The sequence below is a fragment of the Maricaulis sp. D1M11 genome, from assembly GCF_047308265.1.
Lineage (GTDB): Bacteria > Pseudomonadota > Alphaproteobacteria > Caulobacterales > Maricaulaceae > Maricaulis.
The window spans coordinates 90,424-115,731 of record NZ_JBKQWY010000007.1 but is presented as its reverse complement, the minus strand read 5'-3'; the positions used below and the strand labels follow the sequence as shown (position 1 = coordinate 115,731).

The window sequence follows — 25,308 nt, the reverse complement described above, 5'->3', positions numbered from 1 at the left end:
CTCATGAGCGACGATACGGAACACAAGGGTTTCCTGGCATGGTGGGCGCGCAACTCTGTTGCCGCCAACCTGTTGATGGTCACCACGATTGCCCTGGGCATTCTCGGCTTCTTCCGCATGGAACGGGAAGTCTTCCCGACCGTAGCCTTCAACGGCGTGAGTGTCGGTGTGTCCTGGCCCGGCGCCTCTCCCCAAGAGGTTGAGGAACAGATCATCCTGCGCATCGAGGAAAGCCTCGTGGATGTCGGCGGGGTCGAGGAAATCACCGCCACCGCCTTCGAGGGCTTTGCGTCGGTCAATGTGGAAGCCAATACCACAATTGACATGAACGCCTTCCTCGACGAGGTGCAGCTGCGGGTGAATGCCGTCTCCAACCTGCCCCGCGACAGTTTCCCGCCCCGGGTGACACGCTGGCGCAACCAGGAACAGCAATTCATTATTGCGGTCCACGGCGCAGCTGAGCGCCGACAGCTCCAGCGCATGGCCGAAGAGGTTCGTGACGAGATCTCGGCCCAGGTCTGGGGCGCATCGCTGACGGAAACCATGGCGGTTCTGGGCGAAGAAGTCTCGATCGAGATCTCCGAAGCCGATCTGCGTCGTTATGGCCTGAGCCTGAATGAAGTCGCGTCAGCCATTCGCGCCTCTTCGCTGAACTCTTCGGGCGGCACTGTGCGCACGAGTATTGGCGATGTTCCGCTGAATGCTCGGGCCCTGGCTGATTCGGCCGAAGAATTCGGCGAGATCATTGTTCGCCAGGAAGCCGGCGGCGCTACCATTCGTGTCCGCGACATCGCCACTGTAGTTGATGGTTTTGTCGACGCGAATATGGACGCCACCTATGATGGCGAGCCGATGGCCATGGTGCAGGTTCTGTCGACCGAAGTGATGGACATCTCCCGCACAGCCCGCGATCTGCGTGAATACATCGAGGAAAAGAACGAGGCGCTGCCGCCTGGCATGACGGTCTCGCTGTGGCTCGACCAGTCCGAAGCCTTTGATGCCCGCATGTCCACCATTTCCAGCTCGGCCATGATCGGTCTGGCGCTGGTTCTGATCGTGCTGGTGCTGTTTCTGCGCCCCATCGTCGCCTTCTGGGTCACGATCGGGATTTTCACGGCCTTTGCCGGAGCCTTTGCCTTCCTGCCTTATTTGGGCGTATCCCTAAACATGCTCTCGACTTTCGCCTTCCTTCTGGTGATCGGAATCGTCGTGGATGACGCGATCATTGTGGGCGAGAACATCCACAATCAGGTGGAGAACGGCAAACGCGGCATTACAGCTGCCACACTGGGTGTGCAACTGGTCGCCAAACCGGTCGTCTTCGCTGTCATCACAACGATCATGGCGTTCGCGCCCTGGGCGATGCTGTCCGGTCCGGAAGTCGAGTTCACCCGCGGCATCACGCTGGTCGTGGCCTCAGCTCTCTTCTTCTCACTGGTGGAATCGCTGCTGATCCTGCCCGCTCACCTGGCTCACATGAAGCCGCAGAGCACGACCGGTGTCGGCGGTTTCCTGACCGGTATTCAAAAGGGCATTGCCGACAGCCTACTGGTTGTGGCCCGCCGCATCTACCGTCCGCTGGCCAAGCTGGCCATTCGCGGGCGTGGCATCACGACATCCCTGTTCCTCTTCTTCTGGCTGGGATGTTTTGGCCTGCTGTCGACGGGCTGGGTGGGCACATCCTTCATGCCGGACATTGAAAGCGAGATGATCCGAGCCAGTGTCTCCCTGCCGGAAGGCACACCGTACTCGCGTTCCCTGGAAATCCGCGACCAGCTGGATTACGCCATGAACACGACCCGGGACGAGATCGCCCAGGAGTATCCGGACGCTGTTCCGATCTTCGAAGGCTCGGCCTCCATCACCAGTGATGGTCGGGTACAGGCCTGGATCATGGTCGCCGCACCGGAAATCCGGCCTGGTGGCATGGCTACCTCCGATGTGGCCCAACGTATCCGTGACCATATGGGTCCGGTTCCGGATGCCGAAAGCATCTCGCTGCGTTCGAACATGAATGCCCAGAATCCGGGCATCCAGTTCGCCATCTCGGCCGCCAATCTGGACGATCTACGCTCTGGCATGGAAGATCTGAAGAACCAGCTGCGCGAATACGCCGTGCTGTATGACATCACCGACAATCTGCAATCGGCCCAGGAAGAAGTCCGCTTTTCCCTGCGCCCCGATGCACAGGCCCTCGGCCTGACCCTGTCTGATGTCGCCAATCAGGTCCGCCAGGCCTATTACGGCATCGAGGTCCAGCGTCTGCCGCGTGACGGTCAGGATGTGCGTGTGATGGTCCGCTATCCGCGTGAAACCCGGACCTCACTGGACAGTCTGCGGGATCTGCGGATCCGCACGAATGATGGCCGCGAAGTGCCGCTGGGTGCTGTTGCCGACCTGGAATTCGCCCCGGGCCTGGCCCGGATCAATCGCCGCGACCGCATGCGGACGGCTGTTGTCAGTGCCGAAGCCCGCGATGGTGAAGTTCTGGGTGATATCCGCCGCGAACTGGATGCAGACTTCTTCCCAGAGTGGGATCAACGTCATCCAGGTGTGAACCGTCGTGTCACTGGTGATGCCGAAGGTGAGGCGGACTTCCTCGCTGAGGTCGCCATCCTGCTGTTGTTCATGGTTGGTGCCATGTATCTGCTGCTGGCCGCCGCGTTCCGGTCCTACTTCCAGCCGCTGCTGATCATGTCAGCCATCCCGTTTGCCTTCGCCGGCGCCGTGGTAGGCCATGTTGTCATGGGGCTGAAAATGGACCTCTTCTCGGTCTTCGGGGTCGGCGCCGCAGCCGGCGTGGTCATCAATGACAACCTGGTTCTGGTGGATTTCGTCAATCGACTGCGCCGCGAGGGTGTGGGAGCCTTCCAGGCTCTGGTGGATGCGGGTGTGGCTCGTTTCCGCCCGATTCTGCTAACCTCGGTCACCACCTTTATCGGCATCCTGCCGATGATGATGGAAAACTCCACCGACGCCGCCTTCCTGAAATCGATGGTGGTCTCCCTGGCCTACGGCGTCTTGTTCGCCTTCTTCCTGACACTCTTCTTCGTGCCGGCCCTGTACGGTATTGGGGTCGACATTGCCCGCTTCTTCCGCGGTCTGTGGAGAGGTGAACGCCAACCGGCGCTGGGTGAGAACTACAGCGATACCGATTTTGATCACGGCGAAATGCCGGGTCATCTCAAAGACGCGCCTGCGGAATAATTCGGCGCTTCAACCCGCCCCGCCGATCCCCATCAGGGTCGGCGGGGCTTTTTTCACTTTTGTCTAGAGATCTCGTGGGGAGAGACGACAATGAAGAAACTTCTGACAAGTGCCGCTGCGGTGGCAATCATCGCGGGCGGTCTGGGTACCGTCGCACTGGCGAACAACGCCGCCAACACCACCACCACTCGAACCGTCGCCGCCGATATCGGCGAATGGGGCTTTGATATCGCCGGCATGGATACCGGCTATGCGCCGGGCGATGACTTCTATCGTTACGCCAATGGCAGCTGGCTGGACTCGACCGTAATCCCGTCTGATCGCTCGAATTACGGCATGTTCACCGAACTCGCCATCGAGGCGGAAGCGGACGTCAAGGCGATCATTCTCGACCTTGCCGCCAGTGGCGGCGCCGAAGGCACTGTGGGCCAGCAGGTCGGCGACCTCTACGCCTCCTGGATGGATACCGAGACCATTGAAGCGCGCGGCCTGACCCCCGCCCAGCCTTATCTCGACGAGATCGCTTCCGCCGAAACCCTCGACGATATCCGCGCCCTTTTTGCGACGACCTATCACCAGTCGCCATTTGGTGCGGGCATTATCCCTGACCCGGCCGATACAACACGCTACACGGTCTTCGTGGGACAAAGCGGACTCGGTCTGCCGGACCGCGAATACTATCTGGACATGGATAGCGAGCGTTTTGGCGAATACCGCACCGCGTACATCGCCTATATCGCGCAAATTCTAACTCTGGCCGGCATCGCCGATGCCCAGACCAAGGCCGAGGCCATCATGGCTGTGGAAACCGCGATCGCGGAAGGCCACTGGACCCAGGAAGACAGCCGCGACATCCAGAAGATCTACAATATGCGCACCCTGGAAGAGCTGGACGCCCTCGCTCCCCAGCTCGATTTCCCGGGCAGCATGGCCGCCCTGGGCCTGGACAGCGTGCCGGCCTATCTCGTCGCCCAGCCCAGCGCCCTGACGGCTGCGGGTGATGTCTTCGCCAACACGTCGGTGGATGTCTGGAAAGACTATCTGACCTTCCATTTCCTCTCGTCTTTCGCGGGCAATCTCCCGGCCGCCTATGACGAAGCGCGTTTCAATTTTTACAGCGCTACGCTGAACGGCATCGAGGAACAGCGCCCGCGTGACCGTCGAGGCGTCAACCTTGTCGGTGGACAGCTCGGCGAAGCCGTCGGCCAGGTCTATGTCGAGCGCCACTTCCCGCCGGCCAGCAAAACCGCAATGGAAGAACTGGTTGCCAATCTGACCACCGCGTTCGAGGGGCGGCTGGAAAATCTCGTCTGGATGGATGAGGCCACGCGCGAACAGGCGCTTTTGAAACTGTCGACCTTCGAGCCCCGGATCGGTTATCCGGATGAATGGACCGACTACTCCGAGCTGACAATCGAAGCCGATGACCTTTTCGGCAATACAATGCGTCTGGCCGAATTCGGCTGGAATGAGCAGCTGGAAGACCTGCAGGGTCCGGTTGATCGTGATGCCTGGCCTTACCCGCCGCAGACGGTCAACGCCTCCTACAATCCGTTGATGAACCAGATCACCTTCCCCGCCGGCATTCTTCAGGCCCCCTTCTTTGATGCCGAAGCTGACCCGGCCATCAATTACGGTGCCATCGGAGCCGTGATCGGCCACGAGATCGGGCATGGTTTCGATGATCAAGGCCGTCGTTTCGATGAAGCCGGCCGCATCCGCGACTGGTGGTCGATGGACACCAATGCCCAGTTCATGGAACGCGCCGGCCGTCTCGGTGCTCAGTATGACGGTTACTCGCCGATCGAGGGCTATAGCGTGAACGGTACCTTCACCATGGGCGAGAACATCGGCGATCTGGGCGGCCTGCAAATGGCCTACACAGCCTATCGTCTGTATGTGGACGAGCATTATGATGGTGAAGCTCCGGTGATCGACGGCTTCACCGGAGATCAGCGCTTCTTCCTGGCCTGGGCCCAAGTCTGGCGCCGTCTCTATCGCGAGGACAATCTGATCTCGCGCCTGACAACCGACCCACACAGCCCGTCACAGTATCGCACCAATGGCGTCGTCCGCAATCTGGACGCCTGGTATGAGGCCTTCGGTGTCACCGAAGAGAATGCCCTTTACCTGCCGCCTGAAGAGCGCGTCAAAATCTGGTAGGGTCCGACCCTATCCAACCGAAGAACCCCGGCCCTCGCGGTCGGGGTTTTTTGTGCCCGAAGACTCGTCTGGTCTGGTGATAAAAGTGACGTATCCGTCATTTGCCACGCTAACGACGCGCACTAGTGTAGAGGTGGGGATTTCAAAACCGATTTTTCGGGGGAGATAGATATGAAACAATTCCTTATGGCTGGCACCGCGCTGGCCTTCATCGCGGCCTGTGCGCCTGCGAGCGAAGACACGACGGCTGAGACCACAACGGCTGAGACCACAACGGCTGAGACCACAACGGCCAACACCGAAGTCGAGACCGCCCAAGTGGGCGTGGGCGATCCGTCCACCGGCACACCACGGCTTGGCACCTGGGGCATCGAGACGGAAAATGTCGACGCCGCCATTCATCCGGGCGACGACTTCAACCGCTTCGTCAACGAGGCCTGGCTGCAAAACACCGAAATGCCGACCGGCTTCTCGCGCTTCGGCTCCTTCACCGAGCTCTATCTTCTCTCGGAAGAGCGGATCGAGGGCATTATTTCGGACGCTGTCTCCGCCAATGGCGCCGCAGGCACTCCGGAACAACAGATCGGCGATCTATACCAGTCCTTCATGAACCAGGATTTGCTGAGCGAGCTGGGTTTTGAACCGGCCCGCCCGAAACTGGATCTCATCGCGGCCGCGGTCTCGCACACCGACATCGCCGACCTCATGGGTCAGCCCGGCATTGCCTCCATCTTTGGCGCAGGTGTAACCCGCGACCAGGGCAATCCCGACCGTTACATCGTGGCCATGAGCCAGTCCGGTCTCGGCCTGCCGACCCGCGACTATTATCTGGAAGACAACGAACGCTACCAGGCCTTCCGTGACGCGTATGTCGAATACATTTCCGATGTGTTCGAGATGATCGGCATGGATGGCGGTGATGATCGGGCAGCGCGCATTCTCGAGCTCGAAACCGCAATCGCGGAGATCCACTGGACCCGTCAGGACAGCCGCGACCGGACCCGCACCTATAACCTGATGAGCATGGACGATCTGGCCGCCCGCGCGCCGGGCTTCGATTGGCCGGTCTTCTGGGAAGCCATGGAGTTTGCCGATCAGACCGAGATCGTGATCCGCCAGGACACGGCGATTGACGGCCTGGCTGCACTGTTCACGGATATCCCCGTGGACACCTGGAAAGACTGGATGACCTATCGTTACATGTCATCCAACCGAAACCGTCTGACGCCGGAATTCTACGAGCGTTCATTCGACTTCTGGAACCGCACGCTGTCGGGTGTGGACGCTCCGCGCCCGCTGGAATCGCGCGGTATCCAGTACGTCAATGGCTCTATGGGCATGACCGTCGGCCAAGTCTATGTCGACCAGTATTTCCCGCCGGAATACAAGGCACAGATGGAAGTACTGGTGGACTATCTCGGCCGTGCCCTGCGCGAACGGATCGAGACGCTAGAATGGATGGATGACGAGACCCGTGAAGGTGCCCTCTACAAGCTGGAGAACTTCACGCCGAAAATCGGCTATCCGGATCAGTGGCCGGACTATTCTTCCATCGAGATCAGCGCCGATGATCTGTTTGGCAATGCCGAGCGCATCGCAGCCTGGGCACGCGCTGACAGTCGTTCACGTCTCGGTGGCCCGATCCGTGACTGGGAATGGGGTATGAGCCCGCAGACGGTGAATGCCTATTACTCCTCCACGGCAAACGAGATCGTTTTCCCGGCCGCCATCCTGCAAGGCCCCTTCTTCGATCCTCATGCTGACCCGGCCGTCAATTTCGGCGGTATCGGCGCGGTGATCGGCCACGAAATGGGCCATGGCTTTGATGACCAGGGCAGCCGGTCTGATGGCGATGGCGTTCTGCGCGATTGGTGGACAGCCGATAGCCGCGCCAATTTCGACACACTCACAGATCGCCTTGCGGCCCAGTACAGCGAATTCTCCCCGATCGAGGGCGAGTTTGTGAACGGACGCCTGGCTCTGGGTGAAAACATCGGTGATGTGGGCGGCCTCTCCATGGCCTTCCGCGCCTACCAGCTCTACCTGGAAGATCATGGCGGTGAAGCCCCTGTGCTGGAGGGTTTCACGGGTGAGCAGCGCTTCTACATGGCCTGGGCCCAGGTCTGGCGGAACCTGATGACGGATCAGGCCATGCTGCAGCAATTGCGCCGTGGTCCGCACTCTCCGGCCCAGTACCGCATCAATGGTGCTGTCCGGAACCAGCCGGGCTGGTATGAAGCCTTCGGCATCACCGAAGAGCATGAGCTGTACCTGCCGCCGGAAGAGCGTGTCTCCATCTGGTAAGGCGCACCTCGCACTGACACACAGAAATCCCGGCAAGCTGGCTTGCCGGGATTTTTTCTTGGTTTGGCCCGCATTCCGCCCGGTTTGACCGTTTCTCTCCACCCGGGCTGGGATGGAGGGACATGATGAAACACCTTATGATAGTGGCCTGCGCTGCAGCTGCCCTTGGGCTCGCAGGCTGCGAAACGGTTCAATACACATCCGGCGACGACTATCTCGCCCGCTATGCAGCGGGACCTTATGAGACCGGCCAGCCGGGTGAGAACGCCTACTCATCCACCGATCTCGACGCCGAAATCCGTGAGATCGCGTCGATCAACCCGCACATCATCCTGCCGGCCCGTTTTGGCCTTGCCCGGATCGAACGCGGACAACTGACCCAGGCCTCGTTGGCGGAAATGCAGCTCTGGCAGGAGTTTGCAGAGCAAGACGCCGCCGGCATGGGCGATTTTGTTCCGCTGAGCCCGCTTATCATGAGCTCTGTGGCCCAAACGGATGTGCACGGAGCCAATCGCAATCGGCTCCTGATGGACAATCTCCGTCGTGGTGCCGCGCGCCAACACATCGACTATCTACTGGTCTATGAGGTCGCCTCCAGCACCGATACACGGCAAAATGCGCTGTCGGTGACCGATTGGACGGTAATTGGCCTGTTCATGGCGCCGTCACGCAATGTCACCATCAATGGAACCGCCTCGGCTATCCTGCTGGATGTGCGCAACGGCTATCCCTACATCATGGCCAGCGGCTTCTCCGAGGACAGTCGCACCACAACCGCCACCCGGGCCTGGGACAGCCAGGCCCAGCATCACGAAGCGATCCAGATGGTGGCCATCAGTGATTTGATGAGCGATCTCTCGCAGGGTTTCATCACGCTGCAGGAACAGGCACAACTCGCCCACCAAACCGCGCAACCGTGAGGTTTCAACTGTTTCCCCTTGTATCGCACTGTTGATTTTGCACCGCAGACGCGGTGCACTCACCCTCAAAGAGTATGCGGAACAAGGGGAGACCGCTCATGGCCGACGCATCCGCACCGGAACCGCGCCGCAATCTGTTCACCCGCTTTCTCGACTGGGTCGAGTGGATGGGGAATTTGTTGCCGCACCCGGTGAGCCTGTTCGCCCTGCTGGCGATCTTTGTCATCCTGCTGTCCGGCGTTGTCGGCTGGCTCGAGCTGGCGGTCGTCGACCCCCGGCCGGCGGGCGCCCGGGGTGTGGCTGAAGACGGCATGATCCGCGCGGTCAGCCTGTTAAACGCTGACGGTTTCCGCCGGATCTGGACCTCAATCACCGCGAATTTCACAGGCTTTGCACCGCTCGGCGTGGTGCTTGTCGCCATGCTGGGTGTGGGTGTCGCGGAGAAATCCGGCCTCCTCTCAGCCGCGGTCCGGGGCATGGTGCTCGGTGCACCGCGCCACCTGGTCACTGTGGCCATCGTCTTCGCCGGCATTGTGTCGAACACCGCCTCGGAAGTGGGATATGTCGTCCTGATCCCGCTGGCGGGTGCGATTTTCTACGCACTGGGCCGTCATCCGCTGGCCGGCATGGCCGCTGCCTTTGCCGGTGTATCGGGCGGGTATAGCGCCAACCTGCTGATTGGCACGATCGATCCGCTCCTTGCGGGGATTACCCAGGAAGCCGCCCAGCTGGTCGATCCGGACTATATCGTCCTGCCCACCTCGAACTGGTATTTCATGGTCGCTTCGACCTTCCTGATCACGCTGGTCGGCTCACTCGTCACGATTTTCATCGTCGAGCCCAAGCTGGGCGCGTACGACAAATCCGGCGCGGATCAGACCCTGCTCGACGAGCGGATGATGGAATCCCTCACCGCGCCAGAAAAACGGGGCCTGTGGTATGCCCTTGCCGGCTTCATTCTTGTGCTGGCCCTGATGGCGATCACACTCATTCCCGAATGGGGCATTCTGCGCAATCCGGACACGGGCGACCGATTCAATTCGCCTTTCTTCCGCGGATTTGTCGTGTGGATCCTGATCTTCTTCGTGATCACCGGATTTGCCTATGGGCGCGGAGCCGGCACGATGAAAAACGACCGGGACATTATTGACGGCATGGCCACGGGACTCTCCAGCCTCGGCCTTTACATCGTCCTGGTATTTTTTGCGGCGCAGTTCGTCGCCTTCTTTGGCTGGACCAATCTGGGTTCGATTACCGCTGTTGCCGGAGCCAATTTCCTGCAGAGCACGGGCATGACCGGGCCATTGATCTTCTTCGCCTTTATCCTGATCTGTGCCGTGATCAACCTGTCCCTCGGATCGGCCTCGGCGCAATGGGCGGTGACCGCCCCCATCTTCGTACCCATGCTGATGATTATCGGTTTCTCGCCTGAAGTGATCCAGGCGGCTTACCGGATCGGCGATTCCTCGACCAATATCGTGACCCCGATGATGAGCTATTTCGGGCTCATCCTGGCCTGGGCGACCCGTTACAAGAAGGATCTTGGAGTGGGCACCATGATCGCAATGATGCTGCCCTATTCAATTGCCTTCCTGGTGACCTGGAGCAGCTTCTTCTATCTCTGGGCCTTTGTTCTCAAACTGCCGGTCGGGCCCGGCTCTCCCACCTTTTACCTCATTCAGGCACAATAGACGCGAACCTCCCCTGAGGAGAAATACAGTCAATCAACAAACAGAAATTGTTGTTTGATATACTTCTCAGGGGAACACGCAATCAAGCCAAACAACCATCAGGTGAAACTCGAGTGGTTTGGCGAAATTTTCCTTCCGATTGCGGATTAATTAAGGTTAACGTCTCCCCTGTTTCAGGCTGTCTTGGCGCACGCCATAGTATTCGGGGGAATTTACATGAAACGTCTTGTCTTGAGCGCGGCTATCGCGCCGCTTTTGCTGACCACTGAAGCCTTTGCTGGCGATCGTGAATGGCTACCGCCGAACCCGCCTGCAGAAGCCATGCAAGGCGAGTGTTATGCCCGCGTGCGGATCGCGCCAGAATTTGATGCCTATACCGAAACCGTCACCACACGTGATGCCTACGAGCAATACACGGCCCTGCCGGCGAGCCTTCGCACGGAAGTTCGCGAATACATCGCCCGTGAGCCCGGTTTTCGCTACATTGTTCACGAGCCGGTCTATGAAAACGTGACCGAGACTGTTCTGGTGCGCGAAGGTTACACCGAATATGTGGTCCAACCGGCCCAGCACGAAACCGTCACTGAAACCATCATGGTTCGCGAGCCGCAAATGGTCTGGCGCCGGGGTTATGTCCAGGGTGCCTCCATGACCCGCATCGATGAGGAAACCGGCGAAGTCTGGTGCCTTGTCGAGGAGGAGGGCGAATATCGCACGGTGACACGCCAGGTCATGGTGCAACCGGCCCACATCCAGGAAATCACCCACGATCCGGAATACTCCTCTGTGACCCGCGAAGTCCTGGTCCAGGAAGCGCGCGTGGAAGAGGTTCCGATCGATCCGCTCTATGACAGCTATTCTGTCCAGGTCGTCGACCAGGCGGCCCGTCTCGACCGCCACACGGTTGATGGTCAGACCGAGAACGTCACCCGCTACACCATGCGTTCGCGCGAGCGCTGGGAATGGCGTCTCGTGGATTGCAACGACATCGATCTGCCAGGTTACAATCCGCCGTCCCACGGGGGGCATCCCGCCGTGGCCCAGAGCCAGCCGCAAGCTCCGGCCAGCCAGGGCAATACCTATCTCTATGGGACCAATCAGACGGTTGAAACCGAAACCTATTCGGAAGAACTTCCGGTCGCCCAATCAAGCTATCGTCGGTCGTCGCGCCACTAATCGCGCCACTAATCGCGCCGAGTGCGCCGAACACAACAGGCCGCATGCCCGAAACCGGGTGTGCGGTCTTTTTTTGTCCGGGCGTGCAGCTTAGATGATGGAAACAGGAGTCTGATATGTCTCGATCCGACTACATTCTAGGGTATGGCAGCCTGCTCAGCGCCTATAGCCGTCAAACCTATTCCAACATGCACGGTGACGCCGTACCGGTGACCGCCAAGGGCTGGGTGCGCGGCTGGACTGCGACGTATCCCGACGAAAACGCCACCTATCTGGGGGTTCGGCCCGACCCGTCCTCCTCCATGCGAGCAGCCCTTATGCCCACGGTCATCGATCCGGCGCTGCGACTTAGAGAGCGCGGGTATGATTTTGTCGAACTGGAGCAGAGCAGTCTCACCCCTGACCAGCCGGACATCTCTCTACCCGATGGACGGTACTGGATTGTTGTCAATCGCGACCCCGCCCCCGCACCGGCCGCCTGCCCGCTTCCACAAACCTATGTGGATACGTGTCTGATCGGTTGTCTGGAAATGGGCGGCGAAGACCTGGCCCGACATTTCATCGAAAACACCGAACACTGGACAACGGCCTGGCTGAATGATCGCGATCATGCCGAGAAACGCTATCCGCGCCACTCACCCCTTGATGGTTCGACGCGCGATCTGATCGATCAGCTGCTGGATAATGCGGGCCATCTTCATCTGCGCCAGGGATAGAGCGCCCCGACCGCTCAAACCACAATTCAGCGTCCAGGCCCTAGGCGGGTGTCCGCTCCGGGTTTTCCAATCCTTGAACCAGACCCGCAGCTTCAGAAAATGCGGTATTGAGACGCTGCTCCAGCGATCGCGCCTGCTCCGGGCGACACCGGCAGATCGGGTCGTCCGCGCGCGCGGCCTGTTCGCCCAGTACATGCGTCGGCAGTCCGGGCAAGGCTTCATCCATGGCTTCGGCAAGCCGGCAGACCCAGCGACCGGTTTGCGGTGTGTAGTCGTAGAGCGCTTCGAGCGCATCTGCATGATCGGCCAGCATATTCACGGCCTGAACCAGATAGGAGATTTCAGCCTCGGACATCACCCAGTGCAGGCTGACCCGGCACCAGCCCGGGCGTGCTCCGGCCTCACCGCCCAGCACACGTGCCCGCAATTCCCGGCTCATCGTGTCATCCAGGTCCAGTAGATCATGCCCGTAAGGTCCTGCACACGAACACCCTGCCCGGCTCTGGATACCGAACACGTCATTGAGCAAAACCGTCACGAGGCGTGGATGAAGCCGCTCACCACTGGATTTCAGGAGGGTGAACGAAACAATTCCGATCCGCGCTGCAGGTTCAAGTGGCCCGAGAATTTCAATGCGGTCATTTTCGCTCCAGCTCTCGAACGCCCGGGCCACCGCCGCATGCTCGCGTTGCTCGATCACCTCATGGCCGATATCGGCTTGTAGCTGCAGGGCCAAGGCCGCTCGAACCAGTTGCGGCACGCCCGGTGTCCCCGACATTTCCCGGGCTTCTGCGCTCTCGATAAAATCATGGCTCTCGCGCGACACCCAGACCACCGTTCCCCCAGCCGCCTGGGTGGGAGGCAGGTCAGATCGATAGAGGTGAGGCGCCATAACCAGCACACCGCACGCGCCGGGGCCGCCGATGAATTTGTGCGGAGAGAAATACACCGCATCAATAGACGCTTCGGCATCATCGAGCGGGCACATCTCGATTTTCTGGTACGGCGCGCTGGCCGCACAATCGAGAAGAATGACAGCCCCATTCCGGTGCGCCAGACGCGCGATCGCCGCGATGTCTGTACGGACACCGGTGACATTTGATGCAGCAGAGACCGCAACGATCTTGCGACGCCCCTCATAGATCGGGTCGGCGAGATGCTCCGCCATGGCGGCCATATCCAGACGACCGCTTGCATCCAGCGGGACCCGCACGACATCGGCGAGGCTCTCCCGCCACGACAATTCGTTGGAATGGTGCTCATACGGCCCGATAAACACCACCGGGCGCGCCTCACATGTCACATCATCAAGCCTGTCCCGGGTGGCAGGCGGCAGAGCCAGGCCCAACACCTCCTGCAGCTTGTGAATAGCTGAGGTCGCACCGGCGCCACATGTCATGACGATATGCTCGGGACTGGCTCCCAGATGCTGCTTGATCCGCGCCTTCGCATCGCGCATCCAGCTGCCGCTCACGCGGCCCGTCCAGCTGTCTTCGGTATGAGGATTGGCATAGAGCCGGGCCAGGGTGTCCAGCGCCTCGTCAATGGGGGTGAAGTTCCGGCCCGACGCCGTGTAATCGGCATAGATGAGGGGTTTGATGCCAAAGGGGGTCCGCAAGACATCACCCCGGCCGACCAGCCCCGCCTGAACCTCTTCGACACTCGCACCCATGACATTGCCCTTCATTCTCAAACTGAGAGCCATCCAATCATGGAAAGAGGAGTGCATGTTGCCAAAATCCGGCCAAATCAGGATAGAATATAGTGATGACAACTACCGGAAGGGCATCTTATGGACATTGATCACTATGACCAGGCGATTTTGAGGTTATTGCAAACTGATTCCGATCAGACCCTGCAAACCATCGCCGAGACGATCGGCCTGAGTGCCACGCCGACGGCCCGGCGGATCCGCTTGCTGAAAGAGGCCGGCTATATCCGCAAGAATGTCACGCTCCTGGATGCCGACACGCTCGGCCTCAATGCCACGCTGTTTGTCTTCATCAAGACCAGTCATCATGATGCGAGCTGGCTCGACCAGTTTGCAAAAGGTGTCGCGAGAATGCCCGAGGTGCTGGAATTCTACCGGATGAGTGGCGATGTCGACTATCTGGTCAAGCTGGCCCTGCCCGATGTGGCGGCTTATGACGATGTCTATAAAAAACTCATCGCCATCGCCCCGCTGTCAGACGTCAGCGCCTCCTTCGCCATGGAAGCGATCAAGAACACGACAGAGCTCCCGGTATACCCGTAAATCTGATATTGGTTATCAGGCGTTAACCCCTTGAAAACCACAGAGGCGAAGACTTCGGCCCAAATCATGAGTCGGAGACGCCCATGCTTGACCCACAGATCGCGGATTCCCGAACCGCCGACACTCGCCCGCTGATTGAAGCATTGATGGCATTCCTGATGCCGGGCGGCCCAGACACAGATACCTCCCACACGATCTGGGACACGCTATCTCCCCGCCTGCCCGACCATCTAAACCACTTCTATCAAGCCGTTCGTACGACACCGGAACTGGCCAGCTTTATTCCCCCTGAAGCCGTAGACCGGCTTAAATCCGCTCAGACCCGCCACTGGGGGCACCTGATCAAGGATGATCCGGACATCAGTTTTGAAGGGCGTGCAGCCCGGATTGGCGAGGCTCATATCCGGATTGGCCTGCCAACCTCCTGGTACGTCGCCAGCTATGGCCGCATCTTACTCAACCTGACGGACGACCTCATCGACTCGTCCGGACGCAATCCCAAACGGCTGCGCAGTGAACTCAAGACCCTGATTGGACGGTTTATCCTGGATATGGCCTTGGCCCAGGATGCCTATGATAATGGCGTCGCGCGCGAACATCGCGACACGACACAACAGGAGAATGATCTCGCCAGCCTGACCAGTGTCGCCAACACCATTGTTGATCTCAATGACGTCACCCTCAACATGGCCGTCTTGTCCAACAACTCCAATGAAGCCATTGCCAACAGCCAGGCGATTGCCGCCGCAGCCGAGCAATTGGTCGCTTCGGTCGAGGAGATCGCGTCGAACTCAAATGGTGCAGCCCAGGATGCAACCCAGACACGCGACAGTGTCCGGGAGAGCATGGAGGCCATGCAACGCGCATCCCAATCCATCTCGGATGTCGCGCGGGCGTCCGATGAGAGCACGGCCAGTCTGAGCGCGCTGCAGGAAGCCTCTGAACAGATCAGTGGTTTTCTCGGGGTCATCCAGAGCATTGCCGATCAGACCAATCTTCTCGCTCTCAACGCCACCATCGAAGCCGCACGTGCTGGCGAAGCCGGCAAGGGCTTCGCGGTCGTCGCATCGGAAGTGAAATCTCTCGCCACCCAGGCGGCCAAGGCGACGGATGACATTGCCCAGCGCATCACAGCGTTGCAGGCCGGAATGGCCTCGATCCAGGACAGTGTCGACAGTTCCCGCGGTGCGGTTGAGAGCGGACAGTCCACGATTGACGCCGCCTCCTCGACCATCAACGCAGTCGGCAATCAGGTTCAGCTCGTCACCGAGCGCATGCAGGATATTTCACAGATCCTGCACCAGCAAAAAACGTCCAGCCAGGAGATCTCGAGATCCATCAACGGGGTGGCTGAACTGGCGACGGATAATGGGGAACGCCTGTCGGATATGAACCGGGCGCTTCAGACCTCAAATGACAGCTTCCTGAAAAATGCCGAAGGCTGGTTCCGGGCAGATAGTCACAGATCACTGTGTCAGATGGTGAGAATTGATCACATCATGTTCCGCAAACGTGTCGTGGATGTCGTTCTGGGACGCGATGACTGGCAGGCCCAGGACATGCCGGACCATCATGGCTGTCGTCTGGGACGCTGGTATGATGCAATGGATAACGCCGCCATACGCAATCACCCCGCCTTCAAGGCTGTGGAGGAACCCCACGCGCGCTTCCATGAGCTGGCCATCCAGGCAGTTGATACATTCCGGGCGGGAGAGCAACAGGCCGCGTTCGATATGCTGGCGGATCTCGATCGGGAATCGAAGATCGTCCTGGCCGAGCTGGACACGCTCTCCAAGGCCCTCGACGACGAATTGGCAGGTGCCGACAAGCGCGCCCATATGCGTGAGCCATCGGACCAGGAAACCCTCCTTCTGGTTCGCAAGGGGCAGGAATGCCGGGTCAATCTGATCAATCGCTCGCCCGGAGGGTTGTGCATTGATGGCCTGCGCGGGGCGCAACCCGGTGAGACACTCCGACTGACGTCAGAAGGACAGGACTGTCTGGGTGAGATCGTCTGGATAGACGAGGATCGCGGCGGCATCCGGATCATCAAGGGTCAGATCTAACCCGAAACCTGGCCGATGCGGTCGAAACCAGGTTCTGAGCGCCCTTCTGCTGCATAAGGTGGCAGGAGGGCATTCTTTTTGGGCATTCCCGAAACCACCACCCACGACACGAGCATGAGGTTTGACGCCTGCCGTATTCTTGCCAAGAGTTTTAACGTTCGGATAACACTGCGCTGCAGCAAAGCGCCCTAAAACGACGTTTCCTGACGCCAAAAACCCTCACCTCCCGCCCAGTGGATTCGAATATTTTTTCGAATGGAACGCCTTTGTGGCATTTTTGCGCCTATAATATTTTGCATATCTTCATTTATGAGAATTTTGTTGCGGCGCACCACGCCCCCGTCTAGCGTCGTCACATAAGAGATGCAAAAGCACACTTATCCACAGATCGCACCCTGATCATCCGGCCTCTCCCACGGGATGAGGTGGATTTTGACCCGGTTCTGGCGCGACGCCGCGCCGTCCACTGGTCGGATCCCGATTGAGAAACCGTGACCCGCGCCGGGAGGCGTGGACGGCCATGCTGCGCGGACTTGCAGTGGGCCACCGCAAGAAAGACCAGGGGGATCATATGTTTGATCGTAAATCTCAGCTCAAGAAGCGTTTGCTTCTGGGCGCTCTCGCCGCCACCGGACTGGGCATTCTCGCCTCAGCCCCGGCTTCGGCAGAGGTCTCTGAAGAGACCGCATTCGTCTTCAATACGCTTCTTTTCCTGATTGGCGGATTTCTGGTGATGCTGATGGCCGCGGGCTTCGCCATGCTGGAAGTCGGATTTGTGCGGACCAAGCACGCCGCTGCCATCTGCCTCAAGAATATCGCGCTCTACTCCATTGCAGGCCTGATGTTCTTCGCCGTCGGCTATAATCTGATGTATGGCGGTGATACGCCCTTCTTCGGCCATGCCTGGCCGTGGTCGCCATCGGAAACGGCTGCGGATGAAAGCATCGCCCTGGATACGGGATATGCGGCCGCCTCGGACTGGTTCTTCCAGATGGTGTTTGTCGCTACTGCAGCGTCCATCGTTTCCGGCACAGTCGCCGAACGCGTCAAGCTGGGCTCCTTCTTTATCTTCGTGATCGCCCTGACCGGCTTCATCTATCCGATCCAGGGTGCCTGGGAATGGGGTGGCGGCTGGCTGGATGCCGATTTCGGCTTCTCTGACTTCGCCGGATCCACGCTTGTTCACTCGACCGGTGGCTGGGCCGCCCTGGCCGGCGCCATCCTGATCGGTGCCCGCTCTGGCCGTTTCGGTCCGGATGCCCAACCCATGGAACCGTCCTCCCTGCCGCTCGCCACACTAGGTACATTCATTCTGTGGTTCGGCTGGTTCGGCTTTAACGGTGCGTCGCAGCTGGCCCTGGGATCCGCTGTTGATGCCGTGGCTATTTCGCAGATCTTCGCCAACACCAATATGGCTGCAGCCGCAGGTGTCGTGACCGCCTACGTGCTGTCTTTGCTGCTCGGTCGAGGCAAGGCCAATCTCGCCTATTGCCTGAACGGTGCCCTGGCCGGTCTTGTCGCCATCACCGCCGAACCTCTGACACCGACCATCGCTGACGCGATCTGGATTGGTGCGATCGGTTCGGTCATCGCCACCTTCGGCGCCAAGCTCCTTGAAGCCGTGCGTATCGATGACGTGGTCGGCGCCATCCCGGTCCACCTCTTCGCCGGCATCTGGGGCACAATGGCCGTACCCTTCACCAATGGCGACGCCACCTTCTTCGGTCAGGCCGTGGGTGTGCTGGCGATCGGTGCCTTTGTCTTCGGTACAAGCTTCGTCATCTGGCTGCTTCTGAAGATGACGCTCGGCATTCGCCTCTCACCGGAAGCGGAAGTTGTCGGCGGTGACATCTCCGAACTCGGACACGCGGCTGGTGCCGTCTTCCTGAACGCCGGCACGCCGGCCCCTGCGGGAAAATCCGAGGCTCTGGACTAGCCGGGGCTGATGGACAGGCAACCGGTGCGGGATTTCCCGCACCGGACGCCACCCAGGCCAGAGCCGCTGAACTCGCCCCAGACATCAACGCTGAAGGATCAATGGAAACCATGATGGAACCAGATACCGCATCGCAAAAGGCCACGGCCTGGCGTCGTTCTGCTCCCAAATCCGGTCCCGGTCTGAAGGCCAACCGCATCGCGCTGAAACGCACTCCGGACCGCGTGTCCAGCCCCAGCGCGCCGCGTTTTCCCACTGCAACCCGCTAATCATCTGTTTCAAGTTCTAGGAGTTTGTCATGAAAAAGACCCTGACCCTTGCCGCCCTGTCCGCCGCCCTGCTGACCGGTGCCGCCTCTGCCCAGATCACCGGCAATGTGGCTTTGAGCACCGATTATGTCTTCCGGGGCATCACACAAACCGATAACGGCCCGGCCATTTCCGGCGGTTTCGACTATGAACACGAGAGCGGCTTTTATGCCGGCACCTGGGCGTCCAGCGTCGATTTCGGCGACGACACCACCATGGAGATCGATTTCTATGGCGGTTACACCTTCTCTGCTGCCGGCTTCGACTGGGACATCGGCGGTCTGCTCTACGCCTATCCCGACAGCCCGGACGACCAGAACTTCTTCGAAGCCTACGGCAATGTGAGCAAGGATATCGGACCGCTCACCTGGTCGGGCGGTGTGGCCTATTCCCCGGAATTCTATCTCGACACCGGTGAAGCGGTATACCTGTCCACGGGACTGGCCATGGAGATCTTCGAAGGCATCACCCTGGACGGGGCCATCGGTGTCTCCCGCTTCTCCGATGAATTCGATTTCCTGGACTATGAAGACTATCAGATCGGTCTGTCGGGCACTGTGCTCAACGATATCGGATGGGATCTGCGCGTACACGAGCTGTCAGATGGCGGCAATGAAACCGTGGTCTTCACAATCTCCCAGTCTTTCGGCGGTTAAGTCACAGAACCACACGAAAGACGGCCCCGGATGGCAACATCCGGGGCCTTTTCGTTGAGTTTAGGTGATCACCTGTGCCATTGCCAGTCGACCAGAGACAGGACACACGACCGGAGGGCGGATCGTGTGCGCGCCCAGCACAGTGCGGGGTAAGGGGCTCCCGAATACCGGCGCTCGCGGCTGTGAGATCACGGGGAGATAAATCCCGACCGAGAGCGGCGCAGTTGCACTGTGTGGACGCGTACCCGAGACGCGGTGGCATGGCCTGCCTGTATCGCCACCGCAATCAGTCTCATGACGAAAGTATTAACCACGAGACAGGTGCTGGCAAGCTGAATTGAAACGTTTGCATCCCGTATCCAAAGAATGATTTATGCGTGGAGGAAATACACCCTGTGGCGCGGGTTCGGGAGACTACCATGCTGTCCTGGCTGAAATACCTTTTTGGAACGTCCGAGACCATCCCAGCACCTCGCGATCCGGACGACACCAAACCTCCCTATACGACCATCACCCGATATGACCCGGCAAGCGTCAAATCCTTCTGCCCGCTAATGTGTCCCGGTTATGAGGTGACAGGCAATTTCACCCTCCAGGAGATCGAGATCATTGTGCGCGAGACGGCCCCCCGCCATCCCGGCGCCTACCTCCTGGCAACACTCGATGACCTGCACCAGGCCTTCTACACATCAGGCCACGCCATCCACGCCCACGATCTCGACAGGACGGATGGCCATGACATCTCCGGTCTCCCGGCCTCCTGTTTCGAAGCGGGAGAACACAGAGGTCATTTCTCTACGCCGGAAGAATTACCCATTCGGCTGGCGAATATGGAACACCAAATCGGTGCTATCCAGTTTCGCGACCTCAAAACCCGGAGATACTGGACCCCGCCGGACGGCCCGATACCCAGTGTGTTGAGTGTTGATCTCAGTTCTGTGCCACGGGAGAAACGATCTCTGATCCAGATTGTACCGGTTTCGCGCGCCGCGGATGCTCTCGTCGCTTTGCCGAATGGCTACTTCCACGGTGACTTCAGCCCCGCCGAGAACCTGGTTCTCGCACGTTACCTCGAAGAGGAGCATGGCTGGCGACTGTTCGGGGTCGGTGCGACCTATCTGGGTTTTCTGCGCGACACGCCCATGCCTCAGACACAGCTGGCTCGCCTGAGCTCGGATCTGGCCGAAATGTACAAACCCGCTGATCCTGCAACGACAGACGCAGAAGCACCGGCCATCGCCATTCAAGAGATGCTGGCCGGTCGTACCGTCTTCTATCTGGGTTATGGAGACCGCTAGTCCTGTTTTGTATTAGACCGGGAAACAGATGAATTTAGCCACCGTGAAGGGAACGACGAACAAAGTCAGCGCCACGATCACGCCAGCAAGGACCATATAGGCCATACCATTCATCTTCAGCTCGCCCAGCTTCAGGCGTTGGGACAGCCAGCCCGACACGATGAATGTATCGACCGCGATCGGTGGCCATAACACCCAGTGGGAGAACTCGGCCGCCGCCCGAATGCCCTCAACCCCGGCTTCAGTGACGCAAACGCCATCCGACCTGCAACTGGGTCCGTGACTGGTCTTCATCCAGACCGAAACTGGCAAACCGCGGACGATCAGTCTCGATGTGAAGGAGTTCGACAGACAGGGCCTGACCGTTCTCACGACGATAGCGCCAGGCCGCCAGCCCGGACCAACCGTCTTCACCCCAATTGGCGACACCCGCAGAACTGTGATCCTCGATCTCGAATACTTCGGCACGGACAGACACTGTGTGCTGGTCCATCTGCGTCACCCACATGACATAGGCTGAGGCAAAATCGAGGTCGATCTCGTGTCGGCCGGGAAGGAGCTGCTCTCCCACACGCGTGGACCCGCGCATGGCCTGGGCCAGAACACGCTGATCCGCTGTCCACTCCCAGTCCAGACCCATGTTTACAAAGTCGGTTCTCCACGCCCGGCTGGTCCGCGTGCGCGTCGCCAGGTCGGCGTTATTGTCCCAGTGGATCGCGTAGAGGTTCACGCCCGGTCGTGGAGACCAGTCGAGGCGCAGGTAATGCCCCGGCTGATCATCGCTCTCTTCGAACGGGCGCACGGTACCGATATGTCCGGGATAAACGACAACCTTGTAATCACCGCCAAAATTGGTCTTCACATCGTGAAGCCCCCAGCCGCGATACCGCAAGAAGACCCCGGATATGTCATTATAGCCAAACAGTCCGCCCGTGGCCGACAGGAGATGGTCGCCGAGTTCGCGCTCGACCGAGACTTCTAGCCCGGCCCCCTTCACCTCCTCGCCAATCCAGCTATTGATCGCGGAGGGCGTCAGGGAGAACTCTGTCGCCCACGCCTCTTCCTCATGCTCGAGCGAAACGGGTGGATAAAAAACACCGGCCCGACCCGACCAACGCCAAGCTGAACGCGGAACCGGGCGATACCGAACAAAACCCTCGACCAGGCCGACAGGGTCGGATTGGTGCTCATCATACTGCACATGAACATAGCCACTCAGCGACCAGTGGATCTGGGGCCGCCAGACCAATCCGGCCTCCGCGAGATGAAGGGATGCGTCTGTCCCTCCGTCTCCAAACCGGGATTTGCCGATCCCGTCCTCGGTCCAGCTGGCCGGCCCATCCGTGACCGCGGCCCGCAGATCAAGATACGTCGCCACACGCTCTTCACCCCACCAGTCGGACTGGGCCTGCGCGACCGAGCTGACCAGCACCCCGGCCAGCACTCCACTTACAGCGCGTTGCATCATGTTATCCCCGTGCCTCCAAAAGCGGGTTGTCGGCGTCCGCGGACCCGGCACGTTCGTTCCAACTGTGTGCGAAGGCCTGAAGTGCATCTGCCGGGATGGCCTTGGAGATGTAATAGCCCTGGGCGTAGTCGCAGCCGAACAGCTGCAAGGCGGTCAGGGTTTGAGCATCCTCAACCCCTTCAGCCGTGACTTTCAGACCCAGGCTGCGGGCCAGCTCGACCGTTGAACGCACCAGAACACGGTCCTGCTCATTGGAGGCCAGCTCCATGACAAAACTCTTGTCGATCTTCAGCTCGTCGACGGGAAGGTCCTTGAGATAGGTCAGGGATGAGAACCCAGTGCCGTAATCATCTATCGACAGCGAGAAACCCGCATTGCGCAGGCGGTGCAATTGCACCAGAGCTGTTGCGGGATCGTCCATGACCGCCGTTTCGGTGATTTCCAAAACCACCCGCCCGGGTTCGGCATCGCCCGCCCGAACAGCATTGATCACAAAATCTGTGAAGCTGGCATTGGCCAGAAGACGCCCCGACATGTTGATACCGATGGTCAGATCCAGACCTGCCGCCGACCATCGCTGTTGATCCAACAGAGCCTGCTCCACGACCCATTCTGACAGGGCGATGATGTGACCGGTTTCCTCTGCCATCTCGACAAACACGTCCGGCGGTACAAAACCGCGCTGAGGGTCGATCCAGCGCAGCAGGGCCTCGACTTCTGTCACTCGTCCGGATCGGGTCTCGACCTTGGGCTGGTAGTGCAGCTGCAATCCCCCGGCCTCAAGAGCCGCGCGCATATCGCTCATCAAGGACAGGTTTTCGGCCGGATCCTGAATGCGTTCAGGATCATGTACGATGCTCTGCAGACCCTCCGCCTCAGCATGGTCCAGTGCCAGTTCCAGACTTTGCACCAGACGGTCCACGCCCTCATCCACCACCCCGATCTCGACCAGGGCCAACGTGGCATTGACGTCCACACAGACATCATCCAGCGCCACCGCGACACCGAGGGTGCGATGCAGTTCCGCCGCCAGAACCGTCAGATCTGCATCCGGTTCACGCGGAATAAGGGCAACCAGCGTGTCCAGGCTCAACCGGGCCACCTCCGCCTCGCCTTGGCGCAGACGCTCGGCGATACAATTGAGATAGTCTGCCGAGAGATCATATCCGATCGCCGCGCGCACATTGGCAAATCGTTTCACCCGAAGGCCCAGAAGCAGAGTGCCGGCCTTGCGTTCGGCCTGTTCCAGTACAGACAACAGGCAGTCCTGCAGACCCCGGCGGTTGGGCAGCCCGGTTTCCGCATCGTGCAGGGCCATGTGGGTCATGGCATCCTCGCGGGCGGAGATCTCTTCTGACATCGTGTTGAATCCGGCTGCGAGTTCGGCAAACTCGTCATGACTGTCGACGCGCACGGACGTTCGCTGTCCATGTTTCAAACGGTCCACAGCCCGGGTAAGGGCCGCAAGGGGCCGCGTCACCCGTGCGGACAGGAACCAGCTCCCTCCCGCCAGAATGGCCATGCCGACCACGCCAAGCCCGCCAATAATCCAGAACATCTGGCGATAGGGCGCAAAGGCCACATCCCGCGGGTGGGTCAGGACAAGCGTAATCGGCGCACTGGTCTCCATGACCGGCAATGCCACAAAATGAGCGAGAACGGACTCACCGTCCATCTCGATTGAGCTCACCGGGTGATGCCCGCCTTCCAGGGTCTGCCCCAGTGCCTGATCGGCGAACTCTGCATCGGCTCCATGACGGATACGTGCCTGGATCTGAACGGGAGAGAGGCCTTCCAGCTCGGTGGTTGCTGCGGCATCGAGCTCCATCGCGAACACGACCCACCCCGCAAGCAGCGGCGTGCGCACCGGTGCAGACACCAGAATGTGCGGCCGTTCATCCAGAACCGCGGCACCCGAAACCGTGAACGCCTCGTCGAGCTGGTCAAAATAGTCAAATACCTCGCCGGTCCACCCGTCCGTTGAGGCGGTGATCTGTCCATCGAGGTCCACGACAAAACCCCGGCTCGCACCGATACGGTCGATGATATTGAACAGCGCTGACTCAATCGTGGCCGCATCCTCGGTGGCGACCGCCGCGCGGAAGCCGAAATCACCGGACAGAACCAGGGCGTTTTGTTCCAGCTGAGCACCGCGCAGGGCCAGCAGGCGTTCGAACACAGCACCACTGGCGTCCAGCTCACGCTCGACAGACCGTGTTACTCCGTTCACGACTGCGGCCTGAACAATAGCAATCACCGGCAGGAAAATGGCCAGAAACAGGACCGAATACAACAAGGTGAGCTTGGGCTGGAAACGCCATTTGAGAGAGACCATCAATAACGACTCCGGCGTTGGCGGGATCGGCGCAGATCCAGCTCATAATCCATCACGACCCGCTCACCGCTGAGTTCAATCTGGGCCTCGTAGACCTTGTCACGGCCGCGCAGATCGGGATGGTGGATCTGGAGCCGGTATCGGCCATCGGGCACGTCCGGAATTATGACTAGCCCGCTGTGATCGGACATCACCGCCCAGGGTGTATCCACCACATGGATGAACCCCACCATATTGTCGTGAATATTGCAGCCAATAGCGACGGGACCGACCTGGTCAAACCGGACCGCTTCGGACTGCCCGCCGGCAATCAGGCGCAGGTCAAACACTTTCGCCGGCGAGAAAGAATAGACGTGGTGGCCGGTATCATCATCATTTGGAAAGGAGACGGCGCTGCCCACGGGCGCGATCAGGATACCCGGATCAAACTGCAAATGCCTCTGGCGCACTTCCAGATCCGGCTGTGGCTCAACACTCGGGGTCTGCACGTCCAGAGCGTGGAGCGTGACCAGAGCCGCACCGACGCCCTCATTCTGGGCATTGCGCAAAAAGAGCGAATAGTCGTCAGCCTCGGCCACGGGCCGGGCAAGCATCACGAGGGCCAGGCTGACCCAGAGCACGAACAGGTGTTTCATGCCCCCGTCACTAGGGTAAATTGTTTAATGTCGACTTAGGCTGCCCCCTCCCGGACCGAGCTGGGGCGAGTTCAAGGATCAAGTTTGCGTGAAATCGGGAAATGACACGCCGGCCGGTACAGACTTTACACCCCATAGCCTTGAGACGACCGCGCCGGGCGGTCAACCCGCCTCA

The 25,308-nt window shown here is 59.8% G+C and carries 18 protein-coding genes; 13 read left to right on the top strand and 5 right to left on the bottom strand.

What is annotated here, in order from left to right:
* Nucleotides 1-3: 3 nt before the first annotated feature.
* The 7 genes from RMQ97_RS11510 (at nucleotide 4) to RMQ97_RS11480 (ending at nucleotide 12,177) form a co-directional block, all read left to right on the top strand.
* A complete protein-coding gene (locus tag RMQ97_RS11510; protein ID WP_413661027.1) occupies nucleotides 4-3,207 on the top strand; it encodes an efflux RND transporter permease subunit in 3,204 nt (1,067 codons plus the stop codon).
* A gap of 90 nt (nucleotides 3,208-3,297) precedes the next feature.
* On the top strand, nucleotides 3,298-5,370 hold the full coding sequence (locus RMQ97_RS11505) for a M13 family metallopeptidase (RefSeq protein WP_413661026.1): 2,073 nt from the start codon (nucleotides 3,298-3,300) through the stop codon (nucleotides 5,368-5,370).
* Nucleotides 5,371-5,541: 171 nt separating this feature from the next.
* Nucleotides 5,542-7,674 (top strand): M13 family metallopeptidase, encoded by a 2,133-nt coding sequence (locus tag RMQ97_RS11500; protein WP_413661025.1) that lies wholly within the window; start codon nucleotides 5,542-5,544, stop codon nucleotides 7,672-7,674.
* A 125-nt stretch (nucleotides 7,675-7,799) separates the two neighbouring features.
* Nucleotides 7,800-8,594: a hypothetical protein gene (locus RMQ97_RS11495; RefSeq protein ID WP_413661024.1), complete on the top strand. Its 795-nt coding sequence runs from the start codon at nucleotides 7,800-7,802 to the stop codon at nucleotides 8,592-8,594.
* A 98-nt stretch (nucleotides 8,595-8,692) separates the two neighbouring features.
* Nucleotides 8,693-10,285, top strand: coding sequence for an AbgT family transporter (locus RMQ97_RS11490; protein WP_413661023.1), 1,593 nt, complete (start codon nucleotides 8,693-8,695; stop codon nucleotides 10,283-10,285).
* Nucleotides 10,286-10,501: 216 nt separating this feature from the next.
* Entirely contained in the window at nucleotides 10,502-11,461 is a 960-nt protein-coding gene (locus RMQ97_RS11485; RefSeq protein ID WP_413661022.1) for a hypothetical protein, read from the top strand.
* Between the two features lie 116 nt (nucleotides 11,462-11,577).
* Nucleotides 11,578-12,177 carry a gamma-glutamylcyclotransferase gene (locus RMQ97_RS11480; RefSeq protein WP_413661021.1) on the top strand — a complete coding sequence of 200 codons (600 nt, stop codon included), beginning with the start codon at nucleotides 11,578-11,580 and terminating at the stop codon, nucleotides 12,175-12,177.
* Between the two features lie 40 nt (nucleotides 12,178-12,217).
* Here RMQ97_RS11480 and RMQ97_RS11475 read toward each other — a convergent pair whose 3' ends face one another.
* Nucleotides 12,218-13,864 carry an aminotransferase class V-fold PLP-dependent enzyme gene (locus tag RMQ97_RS11475; protein ID WP_413661020.1) on the bottom strand — a complete coding sequence of 549 codons (1,647 nt, stop codon included), beginning with the start codon at nucleotides 13,862-13,864 and terminating at the stop codon, nucleotides 12,218-12,220.
* Between the two features lie 105 nt (nucleotides 13,865-13,969).
* On the opposite strand from RMQ97_RS11475, the gene RMQ97_RS11470 reads away from it, so the two are divergent.
* The 6 genes from RMQ97_RS11470 to RMQ97_RS11445 all read left to right on the top strand — a co-directional run bounded on the left by RMQ97_RS11470 (nucleotide 13,970) and on the right by RMQ97_RS11445 (nucleotide 20,695).
* Complete coding sequence (locus RMQ97_RS11470; protein WP_413661019.1) at nucleotides 13,970-14,431, top strand: Lrp/AsnC family transcriptional regulator; 462 nt, start codon at nucleotides 13,970-13,972, stop codon at nucleotides 14,429-14,431.
* An 83-nt stretch (nucleotides 14,432-14,514) separates the two neighbouring features.
* On the top strand, nucleotides 14,515-16,497 hold the full coding sequence (locus RMQ97_RS11465; protein WP_413661018.1) for a methyl-accepting chemotaxis protein: 1,983 nt from the start codon (nucleotides 14,515-14,517) through the stop codon (nucleotides 16,495-16,497).
* A gap of 571 nt (nucleotides 16,498-17,068) precedes the next feature.
* Nucleotides 17,069-18,433, top strand: coding sequence for an ammonium transporter (locus RMQ97_RS11460; protein WP_413661017.1), 1,365 nt, complete (start codon nucleotides 17,069-17,071; stop codon nucleotides 18,431-18,433).
* A 110-nt stretch (nucleotides 18,434-18,543) separates the two neighbouring features.
* Nucleotides 18,544-18,702 carry a hypothetical protein gene (locus RMQ97_RS11455; RefSeq protein ID WP_413661016.1) on the top strand — a complete coding sequence of 53 codons (159 nt, stop codon included), beginning with the start codon at nucleotides 18,544-18,546 and terminating at the stop codon, nucleotides 18,700-18,702.
* A 29-nt stretch (nucleotides 18,703-18,731) separates the two neighbouring features.
* Nucleotides 18,732-19,397: a TorF family putative porin gene (locus tag RMQ97_RS11450; protein WP_413661015.1), complete on the top strand. Its 666-nt coding sequence runs from the start codon at nucleotides 18,732-18,734 to the stop codon at nucleotides 19,395-19,397.
* 419 nt (nucleotides 19,398-19,816) lie between these two features.
* Complete coding sequence (locus RMQ97_RS11445) at nucleotides 19,817-20,695, top strand: hypothetical protein (protein ID WP_413661014.1); 879 nt, start codon at nucleotides 19,817-19,819, stop codon at nucleotides 20,693-20,695.
* Between the two features lie 12 nt (nucleotides 20,696-20,707).
* Here the strand turns inward: RMQ97_RS11445 and RMQ97_RS11440 are convergent, their stop codons facing one another.
* The 4 genes from RMQ97_RS11440 to RMQ97_RS11425 are packed head-to-tail and all read right to left on the bottom strand — an operon-like array spanning nucleotide 20,708 to nucleotide 25,133.
* A complete protein-coding gene (locus RMQ97_RS11440) occupies nucleotides 20,708-20,989 on the bottom strand; it encodes a hypothetical protein (protein ID WP_413661013.1) in 282 nt (93 codons plus the stop codon).
* Nucleotides 20,937-22,160, bottom strand: coding sequence for a hypothetical protein (locus tag RMQ97_RS11435; protein WP_413661012.1), 1,224 nt, complete (start codon nucleotides 22,158-22,160; stop codon nucleotides 20,937-20,939). The genes RMQ97_RS11440 and RMQ97_RS11435 overlap by 53 nt, the downstream gene beginning before the upstream one ends.
* Before the next feature lie 4 nt (nucleotides 22,161-22,164).
* On the bottom strand, nucleotides 22,165-24,498 hold the full coding sequence (locus RMQ97_RS11430) for a putative bifunctional diguanylate cyclase/phosphodiesterase (RefSeq protein ID WP_413661011.1): 2,334 nt from the start codon (nucleotides 24,496-24,498) through the stop codon (nucleotides 22,165-22,167).
* Nucleotides 24,498-25,133: a methylamine utilization protein gene (locus RMQ97_RS11425; RefSeq protein WP_413661010.1), complete on the bottom strand. Its 636-nt coding sequence runs from the start codon at nucleotides 25,131-25,133 to the stop codon at nucleotides 24,498-24,500. The genes RMQ97_RS11430 and RMQ97_RS11425 overlap by 1 nt, the downstream gene beginning before the upstream one ends.
* Nucleotides 25,134-25,308 lie beyond the last annotated feature (175 nt).

Coding starts and splice junctions, on each gene's coding strand:
- RMQ97_RS11510 (WP_413661027.1), top strand. CDS start 4: ATGAGCGACGATACGGAACACAAGGGTTTCCTGGCATGGTGGGCGCGC.
- RMQ97_RS11505 (WP_413661026.1), top strand. CDS start 3,298: ATGAAGAAACTTCTGACAAGTGCCGCTGCGGTGGCAATCATCGCGGGC.
- RMQ97_RS11500 (WP_413661025.1), top strand. CDS start 5,542: ATGAAACAATTCCTTATGGCTGGCACCGCGCTGGCCTTCATCGCGGCC.
- RMQ97_RS11495 (WP_413661024.1), top strand. CDS start 7,800: ATGAAACACCTTATGATAGTGGCCTGCGCTGCAGCTGCCCTTGGGCTC.
- RMQ97_RS11490 (WP_413661023.1), top strand. CDS start 8,693: ATGGCCGACGCATCCGCACCGGAACCGCGCCGCAATCTGTTCACCCGC.
- RMQ97_RS11485 (WP_413661022.1), top strand. CDS start 10,502: ATGAAACGTCTTGTCTTGAGCGCGGCTATCGCGCCGCTTTTGCTGACC.
- RMQ97_RS11480 (WP_413661021.1), top strand. CDS start 11,578: ATGTCTCGATCCGACTACATTCTAGGGTATGGCAGCCTGCTCAGCGCC.
- RMQ97_RS11475 (WP_413661020.1), bottom strand. CDS start 13,864: ATGAAGGGCAATGTCATGGGTGCGAGTGTCGAAGAGGTTCAGGCGGGG.
- RMQ97_RS11470 (WP_413661019.1), top strand. CDS start 13,970: ATGGACATTGATCACTATGACCAGGCGATTTTGAGGTTATTGCAAACT.
- RMQ97_RS11465 (WP_413661018.1), top strand. CDS start 14,515: ATGCTTGACCCACAGATCGCGGATTCCCGAACCGCCGACACTCGCCCG.
- RMQ97_RS11460 (WP_413661017.1), top strand. CDS start 17,069: ATGTTTGATCGTAAATCTCAGCTCAAGAAGCGTTTGCTTCTGGGCGCT.
- RMQ97_RS11455 (WP_413661016.1), top strand. CDS start 18,544: ATGATGGAACCAGATACCGCATCGCAAAAGGCCACGGCCTGGCGTCGT.
- RMQ97_RS11450 (WP_413661015.1), top strand. CDS start 18,732: ATGAAAAAGACCCTGACCCTTGCCGCCCTGTCCGCCGCCCTGCTGACC.
- RMQ97_RS11445 (WP_413661014.1), top strand. CDS start 19,817: ATGCTGTCCTGGCTGAAATACCTTTTTGGAACGTCCGAGACCATCCCA.
- RMQ97_RS11440 (WP_413661013.1), bottom strand. CDS start 20,989: ATGAAGACCAGTCACGGACCCAGTTGCAGGTCGGATGGCGTTTGCGTC.
- RMQ97_RS11435 (WP_413661012.1), bottom strand. CDS start 22,160: ATGCAACGCGCTGTAAGTGGAGTGCTGGCCGGGGTGCTGGTCAGCTCG.
- RMQ97_RS11430 (WP_413661011.1), bottom strand. CDS start 24,498: ATGGTCTCTCTCAAATGGCGTTTCCAGCCCAAGCTCACCTTGTTGTAT.
- RMQ97_RS11425 (WP_413661010.1), bottom strand. CDS start 25,133: ATGAAACACCTGTTCGTGCTCTGGGTCAGCCTGGCCCTCGTGATGCTT.